Raw genomic sequence first — 21,595 nt, 5'->3', positions numbered from 1 at the left:
AACGGCGGCCCGGCGAACGTGGGTCCGGGAAGCGCGGGCCCGGTGAAGACGCTGATCGTCGTGCGGCACGCCGCGGCCGCGCAGGTGCCCGGTCTGGCCGACCGCGAACGTCCGCTCACCGAGCAGGGGAAGCGCGACGCCCGCCGGGCGGGCGATCTCATCCGCCCGCTGAAGCCCGGGCTCGTGCTCTGCTCGCCGTCGACGCGCACCAGAGAGACGGCGGAGCTGCTCGGGATCGACGCGCCGATCGAGATCGAGCGCGACATCTACGAGGCGTACGCCGACGAGCTGCTCGACCTGCTGCGCCGTACCGGTCCGGAGGTGGCGACGCTGGTCCTCGTCGGCCACAACCCGGGTGTCCACGAGCTGGTGCTCACTCTCACCGGGGACGGGGACGCGGGGTTTCCTCCCGGGGCGTACGCCGTGATCGAGTCGCACGGAGGCTGGCAGGACCTCGACCCGGGGACCGGCGCTCTTGTCCGGGTTCACCGCCCCTAGACGCTGGGCCGGCCGGCTCGCCCGGGCGCTGAAGGTCGAGGACCCTCGCCTGGCGCTCGGGCTCGGCCTGATCGGGGGCGCCTGCGTGGCGGTCCCGATGATCGTCGGGCTCGTGCTGGGGCATCCCGCCGGAGGCGCGGTGATCAGCACCGGCGCCTGGCTCGTCGCGGTCAGGGGCGCCCGCGATCCCGGGGGCGTGCGGATGGCCCGGCTCTTCGGCGCCACCTTCGCCCTGGCGGTCGGCACGCTGCTCGGCATCGTGCTGGTCGGCCGGAACGAATGGCTGCTGATCCTGGTCACCCCCGCGCTCGCGGGGCTGGGCATCGTGGTGCCGATGATGGGCCCGACGGCGGCGCTGGCGCTCCTGCTGACCGCGGCGAACCCGCTGCCGGTCGACCCGCTCCCGCACCTGGGACTGATGCTCCTCGGAGGGCTGCTGGCCACGGTGCTGCTCCCGCTGCCGTGGCCGTGGCGCGGCACCCGCCCCCTGCCGGTCGTTCTGTCGGAGACCGCCGCCTGCCTCGCCGACCTCGTGGACGCGGCCGACGACATGAGCCTCGACCGGGACGCCTGGGACGAACGGCGGCGCGCGGCCACGGCGGCCCGGGAGAAGGCCGCGAAGGCGTGCGCGCGGCGCCGCTGGCAGCGGCGCTCCCCCCAGGCGGAGGCGGTGGTGGCCGCCTTCCGGCGGGTGCTGTACGAGGCGGTGACGTTGCGGGGGCTGTGCGCGACGCTGCACCGCCAGCGCCCCGACGTGGACGAGCGGGTGGGCCTCTCGGAGCTGACCGCGACGCTCGCCCGGTCGCTGCGCTCGATGTCGCACGCGCTCGCCCACCCGGAGGCCGGCCTGGAGCTCCCGGCCGGGATCGGCGAGTTCAAGGGGCGCGTGGACGAGCTGCGGGGGGTGCGGCCGAAGGGGGAGCGCGAGCTGCTCGTCCTCGTCATGCTCCGCCAGGTCGAGAACTGCGCCGAGCGGCTCACGGCGGCGGTGGAGAAGGCGGCGGGCCCCGCCCTGGAACTGTCCTCGCCGCGCCTGGCGCTGCCGCAGTTCGGGGCCCCGGTCACGCCCGAGGTGCGCTACCGGCTGGCCCTCGACGACCCGGGGTTCCGGCACGCGCTGCGGGTCGCGCTCGGCACGCTGATCGCCATGCTGATCATCGTGTTCGCCAAGCCCGCCTATCCGCAGTGGCTCGCGATCACCGTGCTGGTGACGATCCAGCCGACGTACGGTGAGACGATCGCGAAGGCGGGCGGACGCACGCTCGGGACGGCGGTCGGCGGCCTCGCCGCGGCCATGATCCTGCTGGTCGCGCCGCACCGCTGGCCGCTGGCGATCATGATCGCCGTCGCGGCGTTCCTGGCGTTCAGCATGGCCGGCGCCCGGTTCGCGTACTGGATCACGTTCCTCAACATGTTCGTGCTCCTGCTCATCGACTTCCAGGTGCCGCAGCGGCCGCAGCTCGCGGGCGCGCGGATCGGGCTGACGATCCTCGGCGCGGTGATCGCGCTGGCCTGCACGCGCCTGCTGTGGCCGCGCGGCGAGACCGCCCGGCTGAGCGACCGCGTCGCGCGGATGTTGCGGACCCACGGCGCGGCTTCGCGGACCCTGGCCCAGGTGAGCAGGGACGAGCTGCCGCGGGACAAGGCCGAGGAGGCCATCAGGAAGGCGTCACGCGCCACGGTGGCGGTGTCGCGGGCCCTCGACTACATCGAGCACGAGCCGGGCGTCACGGCGCCTGAGGGGGTCGGTGAGGCGGTGTCCCTCTCCCAGCGGGTACGCGACGACCTGATGGCGGTCACCTCGGTGCTGCGCGCGGACCGGGCCGACGCGGGGCCCGTTCCCGAGATCCTCGACGCCGTCGCCGACCGGCTGGAGGACGCGGCGACGGCCGTGGAGGCCGGCGAGCCGTACGAGCCGGGCGGGGAGGTGGACGGCACGCTGGCCGATTTCGGCGGTTGGCTGGGCACGCTGGCCGGGCGGCGTCTGGACGAGCTGGACACGGCGCCGGCCGACAGCGCGACCAAGGTGCGGCGGACCCTGCTGCAGGCGGCCGCGGTCCACCACGCGATGCGCTCGCTCAACTCGGAGTCGGCGCGGCTGTGCGAGTGCGCCGCCGCGGCCTTCGCAGCGGACGGCGCCGAAGGGGCCGGCGGGTCGGCGGCCTTTCAGCGATGAGAGGTGACGACCCCGTCCTCGGCGTCGGCCGCCTCGACCTCCTCGCGCGAGATGCCGAGCAAGTAAAGGATCGAGTCCAGGTACGGGACGTTCACCGCGGTGTCGGCGGCCTGCCGCACGATCGGCTTGGCGTTGAAGGCGATCCCTATGCCCGCCGCGGCGATCATGTCGAGGTCGTTGGCGCCGTCGCCGATCGCGACCGTCTGGTTGATCGGGATGCCGGCCTGCGCGGCGAACCGCTCCAGGGCCCGCGCCTTGCCGGGACGGTCCACGATCTCGCCCACCAGCCGGCCGGTCAGCCTGCCGTCCACGACCTCCAGCGTGTTCGCCGCGGAGTAGTCGATGCCGAGCTCCTCGACCAGGCTGTCGGTGATCTGGGTGAACCCGCCGCTGACGATCGCGAAGCGGTAGTCGAGGCGCTTCAGCGTGCGTACGAGCGTGCGGGCCCCGGGCGTGTAGACCACCTCTTTGGCGACCTGCTCGAAGATCTCCTCGGGCAGCCCTTCCAGCAGGGCCACCCGCCGGGTCAGCGACTCGGCGAAGTCGATCTCGCCACGCATGGCCGCCTCGGTCACCCGGGCGACCTCGTCGAGGCACCCGGCGTGCCGGGCCAGCAGCTCGATGACCTCGGCCTGGATGAGGGTCGAGTCGACGTCCATCACGATGAGGCGCTTGGCGCGGCGGTGCAGGCCGGAGCGCTGGACGGCGACGTCCACGTGCTGGAGCGCGGCCTCGGCGGCGAGCTCGGCCCGCATCGCCATCGGGTCCGCCCCGGACACCTGGAGCTCGATGCACGTGACGGGGTAGCTCGACAGCCGCTCGATGCGGTCGATGTTGGCCCCGCACGCGGCGATCCTGCCACTGATCCCGGCCATGGCGGACGGCGTGAGCGGGGCCCCGAGCACGGTGACGTGGAGCCGTCCCCGGCGCCGTTTCTCCTTGGAGACGGTGCCGGTGGCGATCTCCAGCTCCATGTCGAGATCGGCGGCGACCTGTTCGACGGCCGTCCACAGTCCGCCCAGGGTGCTCCCGGTGCCGGACGGGGGCCCGCCCGCGTACGCGACGAGCACGCCGAGGGTGAGCCGACCGCGGATGACGACCTGCTCGACGTCCGCGACTGTCACGGGAAACCCGGCCAGCACGGTGAACAGGCGCGAGGTGACTCCCGGCCGATCCGGACCGGTGAGTGTGATCAGGAGCGTGCGCTGGTTCATCGCCGCCAACGCTACTTGGCCGGGGCCCGTGGTCGCGCATGGGGTTCACCATGCGGACGCCTGACTGCCGCCATCGGGAGGCGCGGAGGTCATTTCGGCATGTCGTGATGGTCGTGAGACGCTTTGAGGGAAGGACGCGCGCCCATGACGATCTCTCTCGACACCGGCCGCTACACGCTGGGCCTGGCCGTGACCGCCGCCGACCTGCAGGCCGCCCAGCGGCTGCGCCACCGTGTGTTCGCCGAGGAGATGGGGGCGAGGCTCGACTCACCGGTCTCGGGCCTCGACGTGGACGGCTTCGACGCCTACTGCGACCATCTCGTCGTCCGCGAGGGGCGCGAGGTGGTCGGGACGTACCGGCTGCTGCCGCCGGGCCGGGCCGACCGGCTGTACGCCGACGCGGAGTTCGATCTCGGCGCGCTCGCCGGGATCCGGGGGGAGCTGGTCGAGGTCGGGCGCACCTGCGTCCACCCGGATCACCGCGAGGGCGCCGTCGTCGGCCTGCTGTGGGCCGGCATCGCGCGGTACATGGCCGAGGGCGGCTTCCGCTGGCTCGGCGGCTGCTGCTCGGTCCCGCTGGACGACGGGGGCGTGACGGCGGCGCGGGTGGCCGAGGGCGTCCCCCTCGGTCCGGAGGAGTACCGGGTGCGGCCGCGACACGCGTGGCGGCCTCCCAGGCGCGCGGCGGCGGCGGAGGTGTCCGGGCGTTTCGTGCCGCCCACGCTGCTGCGCGGCTATCTCCGGCTTGGGGCGTGGGTGTGCGGGGAGCCGGCGCACGACCCGGATTTCGGCACGGCGGACTTCTTCGTGCTCCTGTCCATGGCCCGGGTGGACGGGCGCTACCTGCGCCGTTTCCTCGGAGGCGCGCGGTGACGGCGCCGTACGTGACCTCGCCCTGGATGGCCGCGGCCCCCGGAGTGGCCGCGGTCTCGAGGGCGTCCGTTTCACGGGCGGCGGCGGGCGGCGATCCGTGGTTGCGGCCGAGCCCGTGCTCGACCGCGGCGTGCGTGGATCCCCCGGTCGCGCGGGCCGGCCTCGCCCGCCGCGCCGTACGGCTCGCCGCCGCGGCGCTGGTGGTGCTCTCCGGGGCCCCGCTCTCGATCGCCGTCAGAGGAGCGGGTACCGCGCGCAGGGGCCGGATCGTCGCCGCCTGGGCGCGCGTCCTGCTCCGCGCCCTCGGCGTCCGGCTGGACGTGCGGGCCGGGTTCGCGTTCGTCGCCGGATCACCGCAGGCGCCGGCCGGGACGCAGGACGGCCGGGGGACGCTCGTCGTGGCCAACCACGTCTCGTGGCTGGACCCGCTCGTCGTGGCGGCGACCGTGCCCGCGCGGCCCCTGGCCAAGCGCGAGATCGGCGAATGGCCGCTGGTCCGTACGCTCGCGGCCGGGGCGGGCGCGCTGTTCATCGACAGGGAGCGGTTGTCGGCGCTGCCGGAGGCGGTCGGGAGGGTCGCCGGGGCGCTGCGCGACGGCGACACGGTCGTGGCGTTCCCCGAGGGGACGACCTGGTGCGGGCGCGGCATGGGCGAGTTCCGGCCCGCGGTGTTCCAGGCGGCGATCGAGACGGGGGCGGCGGTGCGGCCGGTGGCGCTGCACTACCGCGAGGGGGAGGCGACGTCGACCCGCGCCTGCTACGTGGGGGAGGACTCGCTTCTCGCGTCCGTCCTGCGCGTGGTGGCGACGCGGGGGCTCGTGGTCGAGGTGACGCGGTTCCCCGAGGTACGGCTCGCGCCGCGGGGACGGCGGCGCGGGGATCGCCGGGTCCTCGCCGGGCTCGCCGAGGCGTACGTGCGGACCGGGGTCGGGGAGGCGCCGGAGCGGCACATGGAGGCGGGAACGGAAACACCCGCCCGGGCGGCGAATGTGCCTGCGGCCCGGGCGGGCGTGACGTGTTCCGCGAGTGTCCGGCGGGATCCCGCGGCGACCGGTGACGGCCGCTGACGACCGGGCCCGCCGTCACCCCTCAAGGGGCGCTGCGACGCCCCGTCGCGAGATCTAGCGGACGACGGTGGTCTTGACCTTCGTGGTGTAGATCCAGCCCTTGATGCCGAGATCCTTCAGGCGCTTCTTGTCGAGGTCCTCGGCGCCGTGCGGAACGTCGTAGTTGATCGCGCCGACCTCGCCCACCTGGGCGCCGCGCGCGGTCTTCTTCAGACGGAACTGGAGGGAGAGCCAGTCGCTCTCGTCGACCTCGAGGACGTGCGGGGTCCAGCACCAGAACTCGCGGCCCTCCCAGTCGCACTCGGTGCCCTTCGGACCGTTCCAGTAGAGCTTCTTCTTGATGTCGACACCCTTGGGCAGGGTGCCGCCGATCCAGTAGTAGTCCGCGTCGTACGGACCGGTGTTGGTCGCGGTGAAGGTGTACTTGACCCACCCGCCGGGCTTGGCCTTCTTGGTGTACTTGACGTTCGAGATCTTGAAGACGCTGAACGGCTCGCTCGCCTTGGCGGCGGCGGTCGTCGCCGTCGTGGCCCCGGCGGGCGCGGTGGCGAGCAGCGTGGCGCCGGCGAGCGGGGCGACCAGCGCGAGCGTGGCGATCTTGGCGATCGGGTGACGCATGTGTTTGTCTCCCAAAGGACTAAGGGGGGAAAGTAGGTAAAGGCCCCCCAGTAAACGCAAGGTTTCTACCATCCGGGAGATCGACCGGTAAAGATCTTTTTTATGAAAGTTTTATCGCTTCTCGGGTTTAGCGGAGAAATGTCGGCATCTGTCTGATTCTCTGGGCGGCTAAAGGATGAGATGCCTGTCCCCGAACTCGTGCCAGAGATAGCCGCCGTCGAGCGCGGCCCGATAGGAGCGCGACAGCAGCTCGGCCCCGGCGACGGCGGACAGCATCATCAGATGGCTGGAGCGCGGCTCGTGCAGCCCCGTGACCAACCCGTCCACCACTCGTACGCCTTCGGAGGGGGTCACGACACGCGCCGTCCACCCCTCCGCCGCCCGAACAGTCCGCGCCGCCCCCGGCAGCGCCGCGCTCTCCAGAGCGCGAACCACCGTCGTCCCCACGGCGACGACCCGCCCGCCGCTCTCGCGGGTGAGGTTCACCAGCCGGGCGGTGGGCTCGGGCACCTGGAAGCGCTCAGGAGAGGGAGGTTCGTCCCTCTCCGGGGACGCCACCCCGGTGTGCAGCGTGATGGGCGCGACCGCGACGCCGCGCGCGACCAGGGCGGTGACCAGCTCGGCCGTGAACGGGCGGCCCGCGCTCGGCATCTCGGCGCTGCCCGGCGCGACCGCGAACACCGTCTGGTAGCGGTCGAGCGGCCAGTCCCGCCGCACGTACGAGTAGCGGATCGGCACGCCGTACCTGCCCAGATAGTCCGGGACGTCACGGTCGAGCACGGCCCGCCACAGGCGCGGCGTCTCCCGGCGCACCAGCCGCAGCGTGGCCTGCCCGGGCAGGGGAAGCCACTCGCCCGCCGCCCCGCCCGCGTAGGGCCGGCTCCCGCCCGCCACGCGCGTACGCAGCTCGACCAGCCACTCCCCGGTGGGCAGCTCGCCGGAGAAGTGGACGGCCAGCCGGTCGAGCCGCACCGCGGCGGCGATGGTCGCCGAGTTGTTCACCACGAGCAGGTCGCCCGGCGCGAGGACCTCGGGCAGCTCGCGGAACGTCCGGTGCGTGATCTCCCCGGTGTCCTTGCGCGAGACGAGCATCCGCACGGCGTCCCGGGTGAGCCCGCGCTCCTCCGGCGGCTCGTGCGCCTCCTGTACGGCGGGCAGCGTGAAATCGAGGGCCGGGCTCATTCCAGCGCGTCCCTCGTGAACCGGCCGCTCGCGGGGCGGGCGGCGACGAGGCGCAGCAGCGCCGGGGCGACGGTCTCCGGATCAGGGGCGGCCGCCAGGCGGGCCCGGTGGGCCGGGTCCGCCACGTCGCCCGCGATGGCGGTCACGTCGGCGGAGGCGTCGAGGTCGAACGCGGCGCAGTGGAGGTCCTCCTCTCCCCGGGCGGTGAGCGTGAGCGCCCATCCGTCGGCGGCGAGCGACCTGGCCAGAGCCAGTCCCAGTCCGCGGGAGGCTCCGGTGATGAGTACGTGCTTCATGCCGCTCACGCTAGGAATCGGGCGGTGGCCGCACATCGGGCCACAGCCCTCGGACCGCCTCGGCAGTTCGCCCTAGGACCACCGGCCCGGCCCCGGGGAGGGCCACGGCGGCGGCCGGGCGCGGCGATGTCGGCGGCCCGCCATATGGTGGGGGCGTGGCCGAGCCGACACCTGATCTCCCCCTCGACTGTCCGGGTCGCGACGCCGTCCTGCACGCGGTCAGTTCGGCCGTGCTCGCGGTCACCCGCCACCTGTCGGTGCGCGAGGTGCTGCAGGTCATCGTCCGCTCGGCGGCCCAGTTGCTCGACGCGCGCTACGCGGCGCTCGGCGTCCCCGACGACCAGGGCGCGTTCGCCGAGTTCGTCGCCGAGGGCATCTCCGAGGAGCAGTGGGAGGCCATCGGCCCCACCCCCCGGCAGCACGGCATGCTCGGCGCGATGCTGCGCGACGGCCAGCCGGTCCGGCTGGCCGACATCCGCAGGGACTCCCGGTTCGAGTGGTGGCCGAGGGCGCATCCGGTGCTCAAGGACTTCCTCGGCGTGCCCATCCGCGACGGCGAGCAGGTCCTCGGCATCATCTTCCTCTCCAACAAGCGGACCCCCGGCGGCTTCACCCCCGCGGACGAGGACCTGCTCACCATGTTCGCGGCGCACGCCGCCATCGCCCTCACCAACGCCCGGCTGTACGAGCGGGGGCGCGAGCTGACCGTGATCGAGGAGCGCACCCGCATGGCGCACGAGCTCCACGACGCGGTCACCCAGAAGCTCTTCTCGCTGCGGCTGACCGCGCGGGCCGCCGCGTCGCTCCTGGACACCGATCCCGGCCGCGCCGCCAGGGAGCTCGACCAGGTCCAGCGCCTCGCGGGCGAGGCCCTGAGCGAGCTGCGCGCGGTGATCGTCGAGCTGCGCCCGGCCGAGCTGGACCGGCACGGCCTGGTCGAGACGCTGCGCAAGCACGTCCACCTGCTCGACCGGCTGCACCCGGTCACGACGCGGTTCACCTTCGACGGCGATCCCGACGCCGCCCCCAGGGGCGACGTGACCGCCGAGGTGACGGTGCTGCGGGTGGCCCAGGAGGCGCTGCACAACGCGCTGCGGCACGCCGAGGCCGCCCACATCGACGTACGGCTCGCGCACCGGGACGGTGCGCTGGTCCTGGAGGTCGGCGACGACGGGAAGGGGTTCGCCCCCGACGCCGACCCCGTCAAGGGGCTCGGGCTGGCCTCGATGCGCGACCGCGCGGAGAACGCGCGTGGTTCGCTGGAGGTGGTCGCCGCGCCCGGAGCCGGCACGACGGTCCGGTTGGTGGTGCCCGCATGATCCGCGTACTCATCGCCGACGACCACCCGATCGTCCGGCAGGGCCTGCGCACGTTCCTGGAGATCCAGGAGGACGTGACCGTGGTGGGCGAGGCGGCCGACGGCGCGGAGGCGGTCGCGCTGGCCGAGTCGACCCGGCCGGACATCCTGCTCCTCGACCTGAAGATGCCCGTGCTCGACGGCCTGGGCGCGCTGGCCCGGCTCGGCTCCGCGGGCCACCTCGGCACGAGGGTGATCGTGCTGACCTCGGTGAGCGACCGCGGGGACGTCGCGCCCGCCATGCGGGCCGGTGCCTCCGGCTTCCTGTACAAGGACGTCGATCCCACCGCCCTCGTCCAGGCCATCCGGGCGGTCCACGGGGGGCAGGTGCTGCTCGCGCCCGAGGCGGCCGAGGCGATGATCTCAGGCGAGGACCGCGCCCCGGCCGACGCGGTCGCGTCGCTGACGGAGCGGGAGCGCGAGGTGCTGCGGCTGATCGCCGGAGGCCGCTCCAACCGCGAGATCGCCAGAGAGCTGGCCGTCGCGGAGAAGACCGTGAAGACCCACGTCTCCAACGTCCTCATGAAGCTCGGCGTCCAGGACCGCACCCAGGCCGCCCTCTACGCGGTGCGGCATGGCGTCGCCTGAGCGGTCAGCCGTGCGGCTGCCCCTCCACGATGGCGTGGTGGGCGGCGACCCGCGCCCGCCGTACGGCCCGGTCAAGCTCGCGCAGGGCCTCGCCGCGCGCCGAGAGCTGGCCGGAGGTCAGACCGCGCTCCCCGGCGAGACGCAGCGCGGCGGACAGCCGGGCGGCGAGCGCGCCCACCCGGTGGGCCCGCCCCGGATAGCCGGGGGCGAGCGTGTCGCCCACGTCGTTCAGCGAGGGAGCGCCGGAGCCGGATCCCGCCACACCGCGCAGGGCCTCCGTCGCGGCCCGCATCGCGCCTGTCAGCTCCTGCTCGGCCTCGGCCAGCGAGGGCACGTACGGCTCGCTGTCCGCGGACTCGACGGCCGTCCAGCGCACCCCGGCGTACGAGGAGCCGCGCCGGTCGGGCGCGGGCACCAGGCCGAGCCGCCGCCCGCGCAGGACGGCGATCGCGGCCTGGCCGGCGTCGATGGCGCTGATGTTGAAGGCGGGCGGGCCGGCCAGCCCGAGCGGGTCGCCGGGCACCGGCAGCGCCAGCCGGAACGAGCCGAGCCCCTCGGCTCGGAGCCCGGCGAGAAAGACGCGGAGCGTCGACTCCCCGGGGCCCTCGGCGACGACCTGAGGGCCGCCGGCCCGCTCGACGTGGTCCACGGCCTCGTCGAGACCGACGTGCCCGCCCAGCCACGCGTTTCCCCACGAGACGAGGACGGCTGAGATCGGTGAATCCATACGCACCCGATCCACGATATGCCGACCGGCTGCAATAGTTTTATCTGAGTAACCACACGAGGGGGCCACATGGGCGGTCAGGTGCTGCGGCTGCGGGACGTCACGGTTCGCAGGGACGGCGCGGCGCTGTTGCGCGCCATCGACTGGTCCGTCCGCGAGGACGAGCGCTGGGTCGTCATCGGCCCCAACGGAGCGGGTAAGACGACGCTGCTGCAGGTGGCCGCGGCGCTGCTCTTCCCCACGGAGGGGGCCGTCGAGATCCTCGGCGAGCGGCTCGGCCAGGCCGACGTCTTCGACCTGCGCCCCCGGATCGGCCTCGCCAGCGCGGCGCTGGCCGAGCGCGTGCCGCCGGACGAGAAGGTCATCGACCTGGTGCTGACCGCGTCCTACGCGATCGTCGGCAGGTGGAACGAGGAGTACGACTCCCACGACGTCACCCGCGCGGTCGAGCTGATCGACCAGCTCGGGTGCGCCCACCTGATCAGGCGCCGGTTCGGCACCCTGTCGGAGGGGGAGCGCAAGCGGGTGCAGATCGCCCGCGCGCTGATGCCGGACCCCGAGCTGCTGCTGCTCGACGAGCCCGCCGCCGGGCTGGACGTGGCCGGGCGCGAGGACCTGGTCCGCCGCCTGGGCGCGCTGGCGCGCGACCCCAAGGCGCCGACGATGGTCCTGGTCACCCACCACGTCGAGGAGATCCCGAGCGGCTTCACCCACGTGATGTTGCTGCGCCACGGCTCCGTGGTCGCCCAGGGACCGGTGGAGTCGGTGATGACCGGGGACAACCTGTCGCGCACCTTCGGCGTGCCGCTGCGGCTGGACCGCGGGACCGGCGACCGCTGGTACGCCCGCCCGTTCTGACCGCCCCGCCCGACGAGGGGACCGCCGGTGAGCGGGGTCCCCCCTACCCCGGCCGGACTCCGGCGGCGGCCCTCCGTCTACCATCGGGCCACAGCCGTTCGAGGGAGCAGGGATCTTGACGCCGTGGGAGGCGGTCGCGGTGTTCGCGGCCGGGGTCGGAGCGGGTGGCATCAACGCGGTCGTCGGCTCGGGCTCGCTGATCACGTTTCCCACGCTGCTCGCGGTCGGTCTGCCTCCCGTCGTCGCGAACGTCTCCAACAACGTCGGGCTGATCCCCGGCGGCGTGACCGGCGTGCTGGGCTACCGGCCCGAGCTCAAGGGGCAGCGCGCGCGGCTGCTGCGGCTCGGCGTGGCGTCCGTCATCGGCTCGTTCATCGGCGCCGTGCTGCTTCTCCGGCTGCCCGAGAAGGCGTTTCAGATCATCGTCCCCGCCCTGATCGGGATCGCGTGCGTGCTGGTGGTCGTGCAGCCGAAGCTCAACGGCTGGCTGGCCGGTCGGCGTACGCACCCGCACGGCGGCCCCTGGTTGTGGCTGGGCGTGCTCGGCGCCGGCATGTACGGCGGCTATTTCGGCGCCGCGCAGGGCGTCGTGCTGATCGGCCTGCTCGGCGTCTTCCTCGACGAGGAGCTGCAGCGGATCAACGCGGCGAAGAACTTCCTGTCACTGCTGGTCAACCTGACGGCCGCGATTCTCTTCACGCTGGTCGCCCACGTGGACTGGGCCGCCGCGCTCCTGGTGGCGCTGGGCACCGGGGTCGGCGGGTTCCTGGGCGCGAGGCTGGGCCGCAGGCTGCCCGCCCCCGTCCTGCGCGCCGTGATCGTCTGCATCGGCGTCGTGGCGATCGTCAAGCTCCTGGCCTGAACGCCCTGCCGCCGGCCCCGGGGAGATCCGGCGGGGTGGGGCCCCCGGGGTGCCCGGCCGCCGGACGTGAGCCCCCGCCCGGCCGGGTCAGCGCGCCTCGCGGCCGAGCTCGGCGCTGACCTCGGCGGCGGTCCGCTTGAGCGCCTCGGCGAGCGGCGAGCGGGTGCCCTCGGGGACCGAAGCGGTCGTGCCGACGATCGCCATGGCGGCGACCAGCGTGCTGCCCCGGAACAGCGGGGCGGCGATGCTGCGCACGCCGTTGACGGACGGGGTGTTGGCCGAGATGTTGTTCCGCCGGATCTTCTCCAGCTCGCGGCGCAGCTCGGCGTTCGCCCGCACCTCCTCCGCGAGCTCCGGCACCTCCTCCTCGGGCAGGAACGCGCAGAAGACCCGCCCCTGGGCCGACTCGGTGCGCGACAACCGGGATCCGGTGCGCACGCTGACCCGGATGATGCGGTCGGTGTTGTCGTCCACCCGCACCACGACCGCCGTGTCACCGTCCCAGACGCTCAGCACCACGGTCTCGTCGATCTCGCGCACCAGGCGCTGCATGTACGGCCCGGCGATGCCGATGACCGGCATCCCGGCCCGCGCGGCGGCCGACAGCGTCAGGATCTGCGGGCCCAGCGAGTACAGCGCCTCACGCTCGTCGTAGCGCAGCAGGTTGCTCTCGCGCAGCGCCTTCGTGTACCGGTGCGCGGTCGCCTTGCTGGTGCCCAGGCTCGTGGTGATCTCGTTGAGGCTGAGCTGGGGACGGCTGACCGTGAACGCGCTGAGGATCAGCGCGGCACGCTGGACGGTCTGGATGGCCGGAGCCGCTTTCGCGTCGGCGGAGTCCTCGGGAACGGGCCTGGCGGCATCACCCATGTCGGTTCACCCCGGTCGGTGCGATTCGTCGTGGTTCGTTGCGTTTTGCGAGACAGCATCCTGTCATCCAGAATATTTCCTGTCGATTGGTCGCTTGTTCGCTTCGCCGGATCGCACAGGTGATCGATGGTTCTTCGCCGGGTATATACACCTTTGTGAAGGGCGACCGGGTGGAGATCGTCATCGACGCGGGCGGCACCCCCCGCACCTACGAAGTGGTCGCGACCAGGGCGGGCAGGCGGGTCGAGGTCACCACGGGCCGCGGCATCGTCGAGGTCAGCGAGGTCACGCGGAACGGCACTCCCGTCCGCACCGCGCGTTTCATGTCCAGCCGCATCCTCGCGCTGGTCGAGCATCCCGCCGACGACCGCGGTCCCGACGACTGATCGCCGCGCCTGATCGGGCGGCCCCCGCCCGGGCCGGCGCGGGAGCCGTACGGGCCGTCAGGGGGCGGGGCGGACCTGCACGATGCCGTCGCCGCGCAGACGGGTCTGGAACGCGGGCTGCCGCGAGGTCGCCGGGCCGTGTGCGACTGTGCCGTCCGAGATGCGGAAGACGCTGCCGTGCCACGGACAGATCACGCACGGCTGGCCCTCCTCCATGACGAGGCGGCCCTGGTGCAGCGGCCCCGCGAGGTGGGAGCAGCGGTCGGCCAGCACGCTCACGCCGTCGCCCAGCCGGAGCACGAACAGGTCGATGTATCCCAGCCGCCGGGTCACCGGCCGGCCGTTGGGCAGGTCCTTGAGCGCGCACAGGTCGTGCCATCCGAGCGGGACGAGATGGCTGAGCGACTCGGCGTGGTTGGCGCCCGCGGCCTGCCGGTAGGCGAGATGCCCGCCCAGGTAGGCCCCCGCGAAGGCGGCGCCGAGCCCGGCGAACGAGAGGATCCGGCCCGCCCGCTCCTTGCCCGCCGTACGCAGGAGCAGCGACACCGTGTAGAGGCCGGCCGCGGTCGCGTTGGTCAGCGCGTGGACGAAGCCGACGCGCTGCTGCTCGCGGTGGAGGGTGGACCAGTCGGTCAGCCCGGCGGCGGCCGTCGGGAGCGCCATGCCCAGGCCCGTGGCCACCAGCACCCGGGCCGCCCGCTCGTCCGCCCCGGACCAGTCGACCACCGCCGCCCCCACCCAGCAGCCGACGGCGACCGTCGCCAGCGCGGGGTGGAGGGGATGCCCGATGGGAACGCCGTGCAGCAGGTCCCGCACCGGACCAGGGCCGATCTTGCGGCGTACGGCTTTCGCGATGACCCGGATCGGCCGGTCGAGGGCCGTGACCTGCTCAAGCCCGTCGAGAAGGTTCCCGGACGGGATCTTGCGCGGGAACCGGATCGCCCGTCGCGATCTGGTCGTCTTGTCCATTTTCGCCCCCTTGTACCAGCACTTACCCCCGGCCTTGAGGGGTGAACACGGGCGGGCGCTCAGGGGGCCAGGTGACCCCGCGCGACGGAGGACTCGACCATCCGCGCGGCGTAGGCGCCCAGCGTGGCCGAGCCCTCGGCGATGATCCGTACGCTGTCGGCCAGGTGGCGGGCGGTGACCTTGTAGAGGGTCCAGGTCCCTCCCTCGTTGTGGTGGTTGGCCATGATCGGCACGAGCCGGTCGAGCGCCCTGGCGAACCGCGCCTCCGGCGTCCGCCGCTCCTCGAACTCGTCCCACAGGGAGCGGAGCCGTACGCGCTGGTCGTCGGGGAGCAGGTCGAAGATGCGGTCCGCGGCGGCGAGCGCCTCGGGGCCGGGGCCGTCCGGGGAGGGGTCGGGGCGAGCGCTGCGGGGCAGGTCGTGACGGAAGCAGTCCCCCGTGTCGATCTCCACGATGTCGTGGACGAGCAGCATGGCGACCACCCGCTCCAGGTCGGTGCCGGGAGGCGCATGCTCACCCATGGTCATCGCCAGCATGCCGACGTGCCAGGAGTGCTCGGCGCCGTTCTCCCGTCGCGACCCGTCGATCAGGGTGTTGCGGCGGATGACACGCTTGAGTTTGTCGATCTCCATGGCGAAGCTGATCTGGGCGTGCAGGCGATCCTCTTGGGTAGCGATGGTCACCTTGGCAAGCCTAACCTTGGTGATCAACGAATGCCGATCCCTCAAGCGCTTGTTCACGCAGCGTTGTCATCCATGACGCTCTGTGTCGCCGGGGTGGGTGACGTGCGGCGACGTCGTGACGACGTGCCCCGCGCCGGGCGTGGCGTCGCCGAGGCGGTACACGAAAGCCCCGGAGAGGGGCTCCGGGGCTGTGGATCTGGGACCGGGCGTCGAAGCTCCCGTCGAGGCCTGTTACGCGGCCCTGTTCGCGGCCCTGTTTCGTGGGCTGTTTCTCGGCCCTGCTCCGCGGGCCTGTTTCTCGGCCCTGTTCCGCGGGGCCTATTTCGCGGGCGGCGCGGCCTCTTCGAGTTCGAGCACGAGGTCGAACCGGGGGTCGCGGTAATGGCGGGCGCCGAACCCGGTGCGGGTGACCGTCCAGCCGAGCCGGTGAGCCCACCAATCCTGGTCGACGCAGAGGTCCCGGTCGGCCTGCCCCGTGAGCACGTCGAGCCGGGCCTTGATTCGTAAGAGCCGATTGGTACCGTGGAAATGCATAGGAGACTCCCCTTTCGCCGCTTCGATGAGGAGCTCTCGTTTGTCCGCCGGGTCGGGCGGTGGCAGCCTTCCGGCCCGGCTCTTCTGTGTCTCGATCACTCCCCTGAGTACCCCTGTTGTTCCGATCGTGACGCCGGAGCGATTTCCTTGCAATACTCAACGTAAGGAAAGTTGCAACAATCTTCAGTACATGCGCCGCATGTAACGGTGCAAATTGCATTACGATTGCACCTAGGGGCGTCCGCCCTCGTAAGCCTTCCACTGCGCGTGAGGAGGTCGACCGGGTTGTCCGACCGCGGGAGTCCTACCGTCCGCCGGCGCAGGCTCGGACAGGAGCTTCGCCGCCTCAGAGAGCGTGCCGAGCTCACCGGAGATCAGGTCGCCGCCCAGCTCGGCTGGTCGGCGGCGAAGGTCAGCCGCATCGAGACCGCCAAGACCTCGCCTCGAAAGGCGGACGTCGAGGCGTTGCTGGAGACGTACGAGGTCGATTCCGGTCAGCGCCAAGAGCTGCTCGACCTGCATCAGGACGCCGCGAGAAAAGGCTGGTGGGAGGACTACCAGAGCTCCCTGCCCCACGAGTACACGACGCTGCTGGGGCTGGAGGTGGAGGCCACCTTCGCGCGCAACTGGGAACCCCAGGTTGTGCCCGGCCTCCTGCAGACCGAGGACTACGCTCTCGAAGTCGTCAAGGCGGTTCAGCCGATCACGCGGTTCGCGCAGGGGGGTGTGCGCAGCCGGGTCGAGGCGAGGATGGCCCGGCAGCAGATCATCCTCCGCGAGGACGAGCCGCTGACCCTGTGGGTGGTCCTGGACGAGTCCGTCCTCCTGCGGGGCTTCGGGGGTGGGGCGGTCATGCGGGGCCAGCTCGGCCGCCTGCTGACCGTGTCCCGGCTGCCCAACATCCGGATTCAAGTGCTTCCGCTGGACGCCGGACATCCGGTCAACACCGGGTCTTTTCTTCACCTGAAGTTCCCGGAGTTCCACGACGTCGTGTACCTGGAGTCCCTTTTCGGTGCACGCTTCGTCGAGGAAGAGGAGACCGTGTACGGCTACGAGATCGCCTTCGACCGCCTGCAGGCGGAGGCCCTCGACGTCGACGCCAGTCGGGAGCTGATCCGAAAATCAATCGAACGCTGGAAGTGAGACGCTTCCCTACATCGCCTCAGTGTGTCCACTGAGGAGAAAGACCATAAATGTACTCGATCGATCTCTCCGGTGCGGTATGGCGTAAGAGCATCCGCAGCGCCGGCAACGGAAACTGCGTCGAAGTGGCGACGCTCCCCGAGGGCCATGTCGGGGTCCGTGACAGCAAGGACCAGGACGGTCCGGTCCTCGTCTTCACACCCGGCGAGTGGGACGCCTTCATCGGGGGCGTCAAGGACGGTGAGTTCGACCTCTGACCTTCGCGGGTCCACGCCCTCCCGCCGATCGCGGAAGAGCTGAAGCGGCGGAGCCGCCCCGGCGCGCAGCGGGCGAGGCGGTCCCGCCGTACGAACCGAGGCCCCCGGCGCACATCCGCCGGGGGCCCTTGGCGCTTCTTGGGACGATCAGGCGATGCCGAGGCCCTGGGCGACGCTCTGGCCCAGGTCCTTGTGGACGTTGGTCCAGTAGTCCACGACCCGCTTCTTCATGTCGGAGGTGACCTCGGGAGCCGAGGCGTGGCCCACGACGTTGCTCACCAGGTGCTCGCGGTCGGTCTCCGAGAGCACGTTCTCCCACAGCGCGCGCGGCTGGACGAAGTCGTCGTCCTCGCGGTGCTTCGCGTACGCGGAGCGGATGATCTCACCGCTGATCTCGTAGGACTCGCCCGCGAACGCGGAGGGGTCCGCGACCGGGCCGCCCGCCGTGTTCGGCGCGTAGACCGGGTCGGACGGGTTCGTGAAGGCCATCGGCCCGTCGAAGTTGTAGGAGTGCACCGGGGACTTCGGCCGGTTGACCGGGAGCTGCAGGTAGTTCGGTCCGATCCGGTACCGGTGGGCGTCCGGGTAGGAGAACAGCCGTCCCTGCAGCATCTTGTCCGGCGAGGGCCCGATGCCCGGCACGAAGTTCGCCGGCTCGAAGCTCGCCTGCTCGATCTCGGCGAAGTAGTTCTCCGGGTTCCGGTTCAGGACGAACCGGCCGATGGTGATCGGCGGATAGTCGGCGTGCGGCCAGACCTTGGTCAGGTCGAACGGGTTGAACCGGTAGTCCGCGGCCTCCTCGAACGGCATGATCTGGACCTGCACGGTCCACGACGGGTGGTCGCCGTTCTTGATGGCGGTGTACAGGTCGCGGATGTGGAAGTCCGGGTCGGACGCGGCCATGGCGTCGGCTTCGGCCGCCGTGAAGTTCTCGATGCCCTGGTCGGTCTTGAAGTGGTACTTCACCCAGAACTTCTCGCCGGCCGCGTTGTACCAGAGGAACGTGTGCGAGCCGTACCCGTTGGTGTTCCGCCAGGTGCGCGGGGTGCCGCGGTCGGTCATCAGGAGCGTCACCTGGTGCGCCGACTCGGGGGAGAGGGTCCAGAAGTCCCACTGCATGTTGTTGTCGCGCAGGTGGTTGTCCGCGCGGCGCTTCTGGCTGTGGATGAAGTCGGAGAACTTCTGTGGGTCGCGGATGAAGAAGACCGGCGTGTTGTTGCCGACGAGGTCGTAGTTGCCCTGGTCCGTGTAGAACTTCAGCGCGAATCCGCGCGGGTCGCGGCCGGTGTCGGCGCTGCCCAGCTCGCCGGCGACCGTGGAGAAGCGCAGCAGCAGGTCGGTCCGCGTGCCCTTCTGGAACAGCCCCGCCTTGGTGAACTGGCTGACGTCCTCGGTGATCTCCAGAACGCCGAAGGCGCCGCCGCCCTTGGCGTGAACCACGCGCTCGGGCACCCGCTCGCGGTTGAAGTGCGCCATCTTCTGGATCAGATAGTGGTCCTGCAGGAGCAGGGGCCCGTTCGGGCCGACGGACAGCGAGAACTCGTCGCTGGGCGCCGGGATTCCCGCGTCCGTCGTGGTGGTCGGCCTATCGGTCATCGCGCGTTCCTCCGAGGTTCCTCTTTGTCGAGTGCGGAGCGGCAGTCGGGACAGATCCCCCAGTAGGTGACATCCGCCTCGTCGACCAGGTATCCCGAGGTGGACACCGGATCCAGGCAGGGGGCCTCCCCGACCGCGCAGTCGACGTCTGTGACCTTCCCGCACTCCCGGCAGACGAGGTGGTGGTGGTTGTCGCCCACCCGCGCCTCGTACCGGGTGGGACTGCCCGCGGGCTCGACGCGGCGGAGCAGCCCGCCGCGCTGGAGCGCGTTCAAGGAGTCATAGACGGCTTGCAGGGAGACCTGACCGACCCGATCGAGCACGCCGCGGTGGATGGCGTCCACGTCCAGGTGGTCGCCGTCCCGGACGGTCTGCATGATCGCCAGGCGCGCCGCGGTCACCCGCAGACCCACCTCTCGGAGTCGGTCGGCGTCTCCCATGCCTGACACCGTACCCGCTTAACTTGAAGAGTTCAAGTTTTTGATTGATACAACTCTGATGGGGAGGAGACGCCGTATTCCCCAGATTTCGTCAAGAGATGGCATGCTCGGATTCTGTGAAGATTCGTGCCGCAGCTCTGGTCACCCTCACCCTCCTCGTCGCGGCCTGCACGGCCGCGGAGGGTGAGCCGATCCCGGAGGAGTCGAGGAAGGCCGGCGCCGCCGCCTCGCCCACGCCGGAGGAGCCCGAGCCGACCCCGGAGCCGTACACGATCTCGTTCGCGGGGGACGTGCACTTCGAGGGGGTGCTGCGGACCCGGCTCGACAACAACCCCCGCACCGCCCTCGGCCCGATCGCGAACGTGCTGCGCGGATCCGACCTCGCCGTGCTCAACCTGGAGACCGCGATCACCACGGGGGGCACGCCCGCGCCGGGCAAGCAGTTCACCTTCCGCGCGCCCGCCACCGCCTTCACCGCACTCAAGGCCGCCGGGGTGGACGCGGTGACCATGGCGAACAACCACGGCATGGACTACATGGAGAGCGGGCTGCGGGACTCGCTCGCCGCGATCAAGCGGAGCAGGTTCCCCGTGATCGGCATCGGGAAGAACGCCGCCGAGGCGTACCGGCCGTTCCGGACCACCGTGAAGGGCAACCGGGTCGCCGTCATCGGCGCCACGCAGGTGCTCGACTCCGAGTTCATCCAGTCGTGGACGGCCACCGACGACAAGGGCGGCCTCGCCTCCGCCAAGAACGAGCCGCGCCTCATCCAGGCCGTACGGCAGGCCCGGAAGAACTCCGACACCGTGATCGTCTTCCTCCACTGGGGCGCCGAGCTGGTCAAGTGCCCGACCGACGTGCAGCGCGGCCTGGCGGCCAAGCTCTCCGAGGCCGGCGCGGACGTGATCGTGGGCAGCCACGCGCACATCCTCCTCGGCGGGGGCTACTCCGGCCGGGCGTACGTCCACTACGGCCTGGGCAACTTCGTCTTCTACAACTGGGGTCCCGAGACCGGGAAGACGGGCGTGCTCACCCTCACGATCAACGGCAGGAAGGTGCTCAAGGACCGGTGGACCCCCGCCCGCATCAACGGCGGCGTCCCCGTCCCGCTGACCGGCTCGGCCGGGAAGCAGGCGCTGGCCGAGTACGCGTCGCTGCGGCAGTGCACCGGCCTGTCCGCCCGGCCGTCCGGGGAGCAGTGACCCGCACCCCGCCGGCCGCGTACGGGAAATCGGCGGACTGTCCGGGAGGGGACTGACCGGAAGGCGTCGAGCGGGCAATATGGAGGGATGTCCATCCAGCTTGAAGAGGACGACGACCCCGCCAATCCGGACCCCCTCCGCCGCAGGCCCACCCAGCGCCGCAGCGCGCGCCGGGTGGAGCGGATGCTCGACGCGTGCGCCGAGCTGCTGGACGAGATCGGTTACGAGGCGCTCACCACGACCCGCATCGCCGAGCGCGCGGGCGTCGCGATCGGCTCGGTCTACCAGTTCTTCCCCGACAAGCGGGCCATCAGCCAGGCGCTGACCCGGCGGCACATCGAGCTCTTCGTCGCCCGCGTGGGCCGCCGCTTCATGACCGAGGACTACGCCGGCTGGTGGGACGCGGTGGACGCCATCATCGAGGAGTACGTCGAGATGCATCGGACCGTTCCAGGTTTCCGGTCCCTGCACTTCGGCGACGTCGTCGACCTCAACCTCCTCGACTCGGTCTCGGACAACAACACGGTGATCGCCGGGCGGCTCCGGGCGCTGCTGCTCCAGGAGTTCGGCCTCGCCGACAGCGAGGAGCTGGACCGCGCCGTCCTCGTCGCGGTCGAGGCGGGCGACGCGGTGCTGAAGCTGGCCTTCCGGCGCGACCCTCACGGCTCCCCCGAGATCGTGGCCGAGGCCAAGCAGCTCGTACGCGGATATCTCTCCCGGCAGCTCGGCGTCGGCTGATCCCGCTCCGGGGCGCCGGTGGACGGCCGGCGGGCGGGACAGCCCCGGGTCAGTCGGACTGGTGGCCGCGGAGCCCTTCCCGCTCGCCGGACGGGGAGTCGGAGAGCGGCATCAGGCGATATCTCACCTGGACGGGGACGGCCCGCCGCTTCTTCAACGGGCGGGCGATCAGGCACGAGGCGGCGACCGGCCGCATGGAGGCCCCGGTGGAGTACACCTCGGACTGGAGTCGCGTCAGCTCGGCGCTCGCCCGCTCCAGCGCCTCGGACCTGGCCGTCGCGTAGCCGACGAGGCCGGGGATCACGGCGGAGAGCGCGATCACCGAAGCGAGCGTCACACTCACCTGCCTGAACACCGGCATCACCGCTCCCTGATCGCTATGCGCCATGGCAATATGCCCGATAATCCCCCTCGAAACACACTTCGTAGTTAATCGAACGCAATTCGTGGTATGGGGAATGCGG

The 21,595-nt window shown here is 71.8% G+C and carries 25 protein-coding genes; 13 read left to right on the top strand and 12 right to left on the bottom strand.

Annotated features, from left to right (window positions below):
* Nucleotides 1–42: 42 nt before the first annotated feature.
* Complete coding sequence (locus tag AWQ70_RS04945) at nt 43–498, top strand: SixA phosphatase family protein (RefSeq protein ID WP_245646749.1); 456 nt, start codon at nt 43–45, stop codon at nt 496–498.
* Complete coding sequence (locus AWQ70_RS04940; protein WP_067171008.1) at nt 476–2,674, top strand: FUSC family protein; 2,199 nt, start codon at nt 476–478, stop codon at nt 2,672–2,674. Before AWQ70_RS04945 ends, AWQ70_RS04940 begins: the two co-directional genes overlap by 23 nt.
* Here AWQ70_RS04940 and serB read toward each other — a convergent pair.
* Nucleotides 2,665–3,888: a phosphoserine phosphatase SerB gene (serB, locus tag AWQ70_RS04935; protein ID WP_067171431.1), complete on the bottom strand. Its 1,224-nt coding sequence runs from the start codon at nt 3,886–3,888 to the stop codon at nt 2,665–2,667. The two genes, AWQ70_RS04940 and serB, sit on opposite strands and share 10 nt — an antisense overlap.
* Before the next feature lie 144 nt (nt 3,889–4,032).
* Between serB and AWQ70_RS04930 the strand changes: the two genes are divergently transcribed.
* A complete protein-coding gene (locus AWQ70_RS04930; protein WP_067171005.1) occupies nt 4,033–4,761 on the top strand; it encodes a GNAT family N-acetyltransferase in 729 nt (242 codons plus the stop codon).
* 134 nt (nt 4,762–4,895) lie between these two features.
* Nucleotides 4,896–5,828 (top strand): lysophospholipid acyltransferase family protein, encoded by a 933-nt coding sequence (locus AWQ70_RS04925; RefSeq protein ID WP_218004421.1) that lies wholly within the window; start codon nt 4,896–4,898, stop codon nt 5,826–5,828.
* 54 nt (nt 5,829–5,882) lie between these two features.
* Here AWQ70_RS04925 and AWQ70_RS04920 read toward each other — a convergent pair whose 3' ends face one another.
* The 3 genes from AWQ70_RS04920 to AWQ70_RS04910 form a co-directional block, all read right to left on the bottom strand.
* A complete protein-coding gene (locus tag AWQ70_RS04920; RefSeq protein WP_067170998.1) occupies nt 5,883–6,446 on the bottom strand; it encodes a DUF11 domain-containing protein in 564 nt (187 codons plus the stop codon).
* Between the two features lie 168 nt (nt 6,447–6,614).
* On the bottom strand, nt 6,615–7,628 hold the full coding sequence (locus tag AWQ70_RS04915; protein WP_067170995.1) for an S-adenosylmethionine:tRNA ribosyltransferase-isomerase: 1,014 nt from the start codon (nt 7,626–7,628) through the stop codon (nt 6,615–6,617).
* A complete protein-coding gene (locus tag AWQ70_RS04910) occupies nt 7,625–7,924 on the bottom strand; it encodes an SDR family NAD(P)-dependent oxidoreductase (protein ID WP_067170990.1) in 300 nt (99 codons plus the stop codon). Before AWQ70_RS04910 ends, AWQ70_RS04915 begins: the two co-directional genes overlap by 4 nt.
* A gap of 155 nt (nt 7,925–8,079) precedes the next feature.
* On the opposite strand from AWQ70_RS04910, the gene AWQ70_RS04905 reads away from it, so the two are divergent.
* A complete protein-coding gene (locus AWQ70_RS04905) occupies nt 8,080–9,243 on the top strand; it encodes a GAF domain-containing sensor histidine kinase (protein WP_084516531.1) in 1,164 nt (387 codons plus the stop codon).
* On the top strand, nt 9,240–9,869 hold the full coding sequence (locus AWQ70_RS04900) for a response regulator (RefSeq protein ID WP_067170987.1): 630 nt from the start codon (nt 9,240–9,242) through the stop codon (nt 9,867–9,869). The genes AWQ70_RS04905 and AWQ70_RS04900 overlap by 4 nt, the downstream gene beginning before the upstream one ends.
* Before the next feature lie 4 nt (nt 9,870–9,873).
* On the opposite strand, the gene AWQ70_RS04895 is transcribed toward AWQ70_RS04900, so the two are convergent.
* Nucleotides 9,874–10,596: an Rv1486c family protein gene (locus tag AWQ70_RS04895; protein WP_067170983.1), complete on the bottom strand. Its 723-nt coding sequence runs from the start codon at nt 10,594–10,596 to the stop codon at nt 9,874–9,876.
* A gap of 69 nt (nt 10,597–10,665) precedes the next feature.
* Here AWQ70_RS04895 and AWQ70_RS04890 point away from each other — a divergent pair, with 69 nt between their 5' ends.
* Together AWQ70_RS04890 and AWQ70_RS04885 are read left to right on the top strand one after the other, a co-directional pair.
* The gene (locus AWQ70_RS04890; RefSeq protein WP_067170980.1) at nt 10,666–11,454 is read left to right on the top strand and encodes an ABC transporter ATP-binding protein; all 789 of its coding nucleotides are present in this window, start codon (nt 10,666–10,668) and stop codon (nt 11,452–11,454) included.
* Nucleotides 11,455–11,569: 115 nt separating this feature from the next.
* Nucleotides 11,570–12,316, top strand: a complete 747-nt coding sequence (locus AWQ70_RS04885; RefSeq protein ID WP_067170976.1) for a sulfite exporter TauE/SafE family protein — start codon at nt 11,570–11,572, stop codon at nt 12,314–12,316.
* 87 nt (nt 12,317–12,403) lie between these two features.
* On the opposite strand, the gene AWQ70_RS04880 is transcribed toward AWQ70_RS04885, so the two are convergent.
* The gene (locus AWQ70_RS04880) at nt 12,404–13,183 is read right to left on the bottom strand and encodes an IclR family transcriptional regulator (RefSeq protein WP_067170973.1); all 780 of its coding nucleotides are present in this window, start codon (nt 13,181–13,183) and stop codon (nt 12,404–12,406) included.
* Between the two features lie 155 nt (nt 13,184–13,338).
* On the opposite strand from AWQ70_RS04880, the gene AWQ70_RS04875 reads away from it, so the two are divergent.
* The gene (locus AWQ70_RS04875; protein WP_067170969.1) at nt 13,339–13,569 is read left to right on the top strand and encodes a DUF8836 family protein; all 231 of its coding nucleotides are present in this window, start codon (nt 13,339–13,341) and stop codon (nt 13,567–13,569) included.
* A 57-nt stretch (nt 13,570–13,626) separates the two neighbouring features.
* Here the strand turns inward: AWQ70_RS04875 and AWQ70_RS04870 are convergent, their stop codons facing one another.
* The 3 genes from AWQ70_RS04870 to AWQ70_RS04860 form a co-directional block, all read right to left on the bottom strand.
* Complete coding sequence (locus AWQ70_RS04870; protein ID WP_067170966.1) at nt 13,627–14,538, bottom strand: Rieske (2Fe-2S) protein; 912 nt, start codon at nt 14,536–14,538, stop codon at nt 13,627–13,629.
* A gap of 59 nt (nt 14,539–14,597) precedes the next feature.
* Nucleotides 14,598–15,170 carry an HD domain-containing protein gene (locus AWQ70_RS04865; RefSeq protein ID WP_084516530.1) on the bottom strand — a complete coding sequence of 191 codons (573 nt, stop codon included), beginning with the start codon at nt 15,168–15,170 and terminating at the stop codon, nt 14,598–14,600.
* 369 nt (nt 15,171–15,539) lie between these two features.
* Nucleotides 15,540–15,755 carry a hypothetical protein gene (locus AWQ70_RS04860; protein WP_067170960.1) on the bottom strand — a complete coding sequence of 72 codons (216 nt, stop codon included), beginning with the start codon at nt 15,753–15,755 and terminating at the stop codon, nt 15,540–15,542.
* A gap of 267 nt (nt 15,756–16,022) precedes the next feature.
* Here AWQ70_RS04860 and AWQ70_RS04855 point away from each other — a divergent pair, with 267 nt between their 5' ends.
* Together AWQ70_RS04855 and AWQ70_RS04850 are read left to right on the top strand one after the other, a co-directional pair.
* Nucleotides 16,023–16,898 carry a helix-turn-helix domain-containing protein gene (locus AWQ70_RS04855; RefSeq protein ID WP_245646747.1) on the top strand — a complete coding sequence of 292 codons (876 nt, stop codon included), beginning with the start codon at nt 16,023–16,025 and terminating at the stop codon, nt 16,896–16,898.
* Nucleotides 16,899–16,948: 50 nt separating this feature from the next.
* Nucleotides 16,949–17,155: a DUF397 domain-containing protein gene (locus AWQ70_RS04850; protein ID WP_067170954.1), complete on the top strand. Its 207-nt coding sequence runs from the start codon at nt 16,949–16,951 to the stop codon at nt 17,153–17,155.
* A 147-nt stretch (nt 17,156–17,302) separates the two neighbouring features.
* On the opposite strand, the gene AWQ70_RS04845 is transcribed toward AWQ70_RS04850, so the two are convergent.
* Both AWQ70_RS04845 and AWQ70_RS04840 read right to left on the bottom strand, forming a co-directional pair.
* Complete coding sequence (locus AWQ70_RS04845) at nt 17,303–18,751, bottom strand: catalase (RefSeq protein WP_067170950.1); 1,449 nt, start codon at nt 18,749–18,751, stop codon at nt 17,303–17,305.
* On the bottom strand, nt 18,748–19,191 hold the full coding sequence (locus tag AWQ70_RS04840; protein WP_067170947.1) for a Fur family transcriptional regulator: 444 nt from the start codon (nt 19,189–19,191) through the stop codon (nt 18,748–18,750). The genes AWQ70_RS04845 and AWQ70_RS04840 overlap by 4 nt, the downstream gene beginning before the upstream one ends.
* Nucleotides 19,192–19,289: 98 nt before the next feature.
* On the opposite strand from AWQ70_RS04840, the gene AWQ70_RS04835 reads away from it, so the two are divergent.
* Together AWQ70_RS04835 and AWQ70_RS04830 are read left to right on the top strand one after the other, a co-directional pair.
* The gene (locus AWQ70_RS04835; protein WP_067170944.1) at nt 19,290–20,393 is read left to right on the top strand and encodes a CapA family protein; all 1,104 of its coding nucleotides are present in this window, start codon (nt 19,290–19,292) and stop codon (nt 20,391–20,393) included.
* Between the two features lie 87 nt (nt 20,394–20,480).
* A complete protein-coding gene (locus tag AWQ70_RS04830; protein ID WP_067170941.1) occupies nt 20,481–21,131 on the top strand; it encodes a TetR/AcrR family transcriptional regulator in 651 nt (216 codons plus the stop codon).
* A gap of 49 nt (nt 21,132–21,180) precedes the next feature.
* Here AWQ70_RS04830 and AWQ70_RS04825 read toward each other — a convergent pair whose 3' ends face one another.
* Nucleotides 21,181–21,492: a hypothetical protein gene (locus AWQ70_RS04825; RefSeq protein ID WP_067170937.1), complete on the bottom strand. Its 312-nt coding sequence runs from the start codon at nt 21,490–21,492 to the stop codon at nt 21,181–21,183.
* Between the last annotated feature and the right edge of the window lie 103 nt (nt 21,493–21,595).

Source organism: Microtetraspora niveoalba, from assembly GCF_001570405.1.
Classification (GTDB): Bacteria; Actinomycetota; Actinomycetes; order Streptosporangiales; family Streptosporangiaceae; genus Microtetraspora; species Microtetraspora niveoalba.
This window is presented reverse-complemented; position numbering and strand designations above follow the sequence as displayed.

Coding starts and splice junctions, on each gene's coding strand:
- serB (WP_067171431.1), bottom strand. CDS start 3,888: ATGAACCAGCGCACGCTCCTGATCACACTCACCGGTCCGGATCGGCCG.
- AWQ70_RS04930 (WP_067171005.1), top strand. CDS start 4,033: ATGACGATCTCTCTCGACACCGGCCGCTACACGCTGGGCCTGGCCGTG.
- AWQ70_RS04920 (WP_067170998.1), bottom strand. CDS start 6,446: ATGCGTCACCCGATCGCCAAGATCGCCACGCTCGCGCTGGTCGCCCCG.
- AWQ70_RS04915 (WP_067170995.1), bottom strand. CDS start 7,628: ATGAGCCCGGCCCTCGATTTCACGCTGCCCGCCGTACAGGAGGCGCAC.
- AWQ70_RS04910 (WP_067170990.1), bottom strand. CDS start 7,924: ATGAAGCACGTACTCATCACCGGAGCCTCCCGCGGACTGGGACTGGCT.
- AWQ70_RS04900 (WP_067170987.1), top strand. CDS start 9,240: ATGATCCGCGTACTCATCGCCGACGACCACCCGATCGTCCGGCAGGGC.
- AWQ70_RS04895 (WP_067170983.1), bottom strand. CDS start 10,596: ATGGATTCACCGATCTCAGCCGTCCTCGTCTCGTGGGGAAACGCGTGG.
- AWQ70_RS04890 (WP_067170980.1), top strand. CDS start 10,666: ATGGGCGGTCAGGTGCTGCGGCTGCGGGACGTCACGGTTCGCAGGGAC.
- AWQ70_RS04880 (WP_067170973.1), bottom strand. CDS start 13,183: ATGGGTGATGCCGCCAGGCCCGTTCCCGAGGACTCCGCCGACGCGAAA.
- AWQ70_RS04870 (WP_067170966.1), bottom strand. CDS start 14,538: ATGGACAAGACGACCAGATCGCGACGGGCGATCCGGTTCCCGCGCAAG.
- AWQ70_RS04865 (WP_084516530.1), bottom strand. CDS start 15,170: ATGGAGATCGACAAACTCAAGCGTGTCATCCGCCGCAACACCCTGATC.
- AWQ70_RS04860 (WP_067170960.1), bottom strand. CDS start 15,755: ATGCATTTCCACGGTACCAATCGGCTCTTACGAATCAAGGCCCGGCTC.
- AWQ70_RS04850 (WP_067170954.1), top strand. CDS start 16,949: ATGTACTCGATCGATCTCTCCGGTGCGGTATGGCGTAAGAGCATCCGC.
- AWQ70_RS04845 (WP_067170950.1), bottom strand. CDS start 18,751: ATGACCGATAGGCCGACCACCACGACGGACGCGGGAATCCCGGCGCCC.
- AWQ70_RS04840 (WP_067170947.1), bottom strand. CDS start 19,191: ATGGGAGACGCCGACCGACTCCGAGAGGTGGGTCTGCGGGTGACCGCG.
- AWQ70_RS04835 (WP_067170944.1), top strand. CDS start 19,290: ATGGCATGCTCGGATTCTGTGAAGATTCGTGCCGCAGCTCTGGTCACC.
- AWQ70_RS04830 (WP_067170941.1), top strand. CDS start 20,481: ATGTCCATCCAGCTTGAAGAGGACGACGACCCCGCCAATCCGGACCCC.
- AWQ70_RS04825 (WP_067170937.1), bottom strand. CDS start 21,492: ATGCCGGTGTTCAGGCAGGTGAGTGTGACGCTCGCTTCGGTGATCGCG.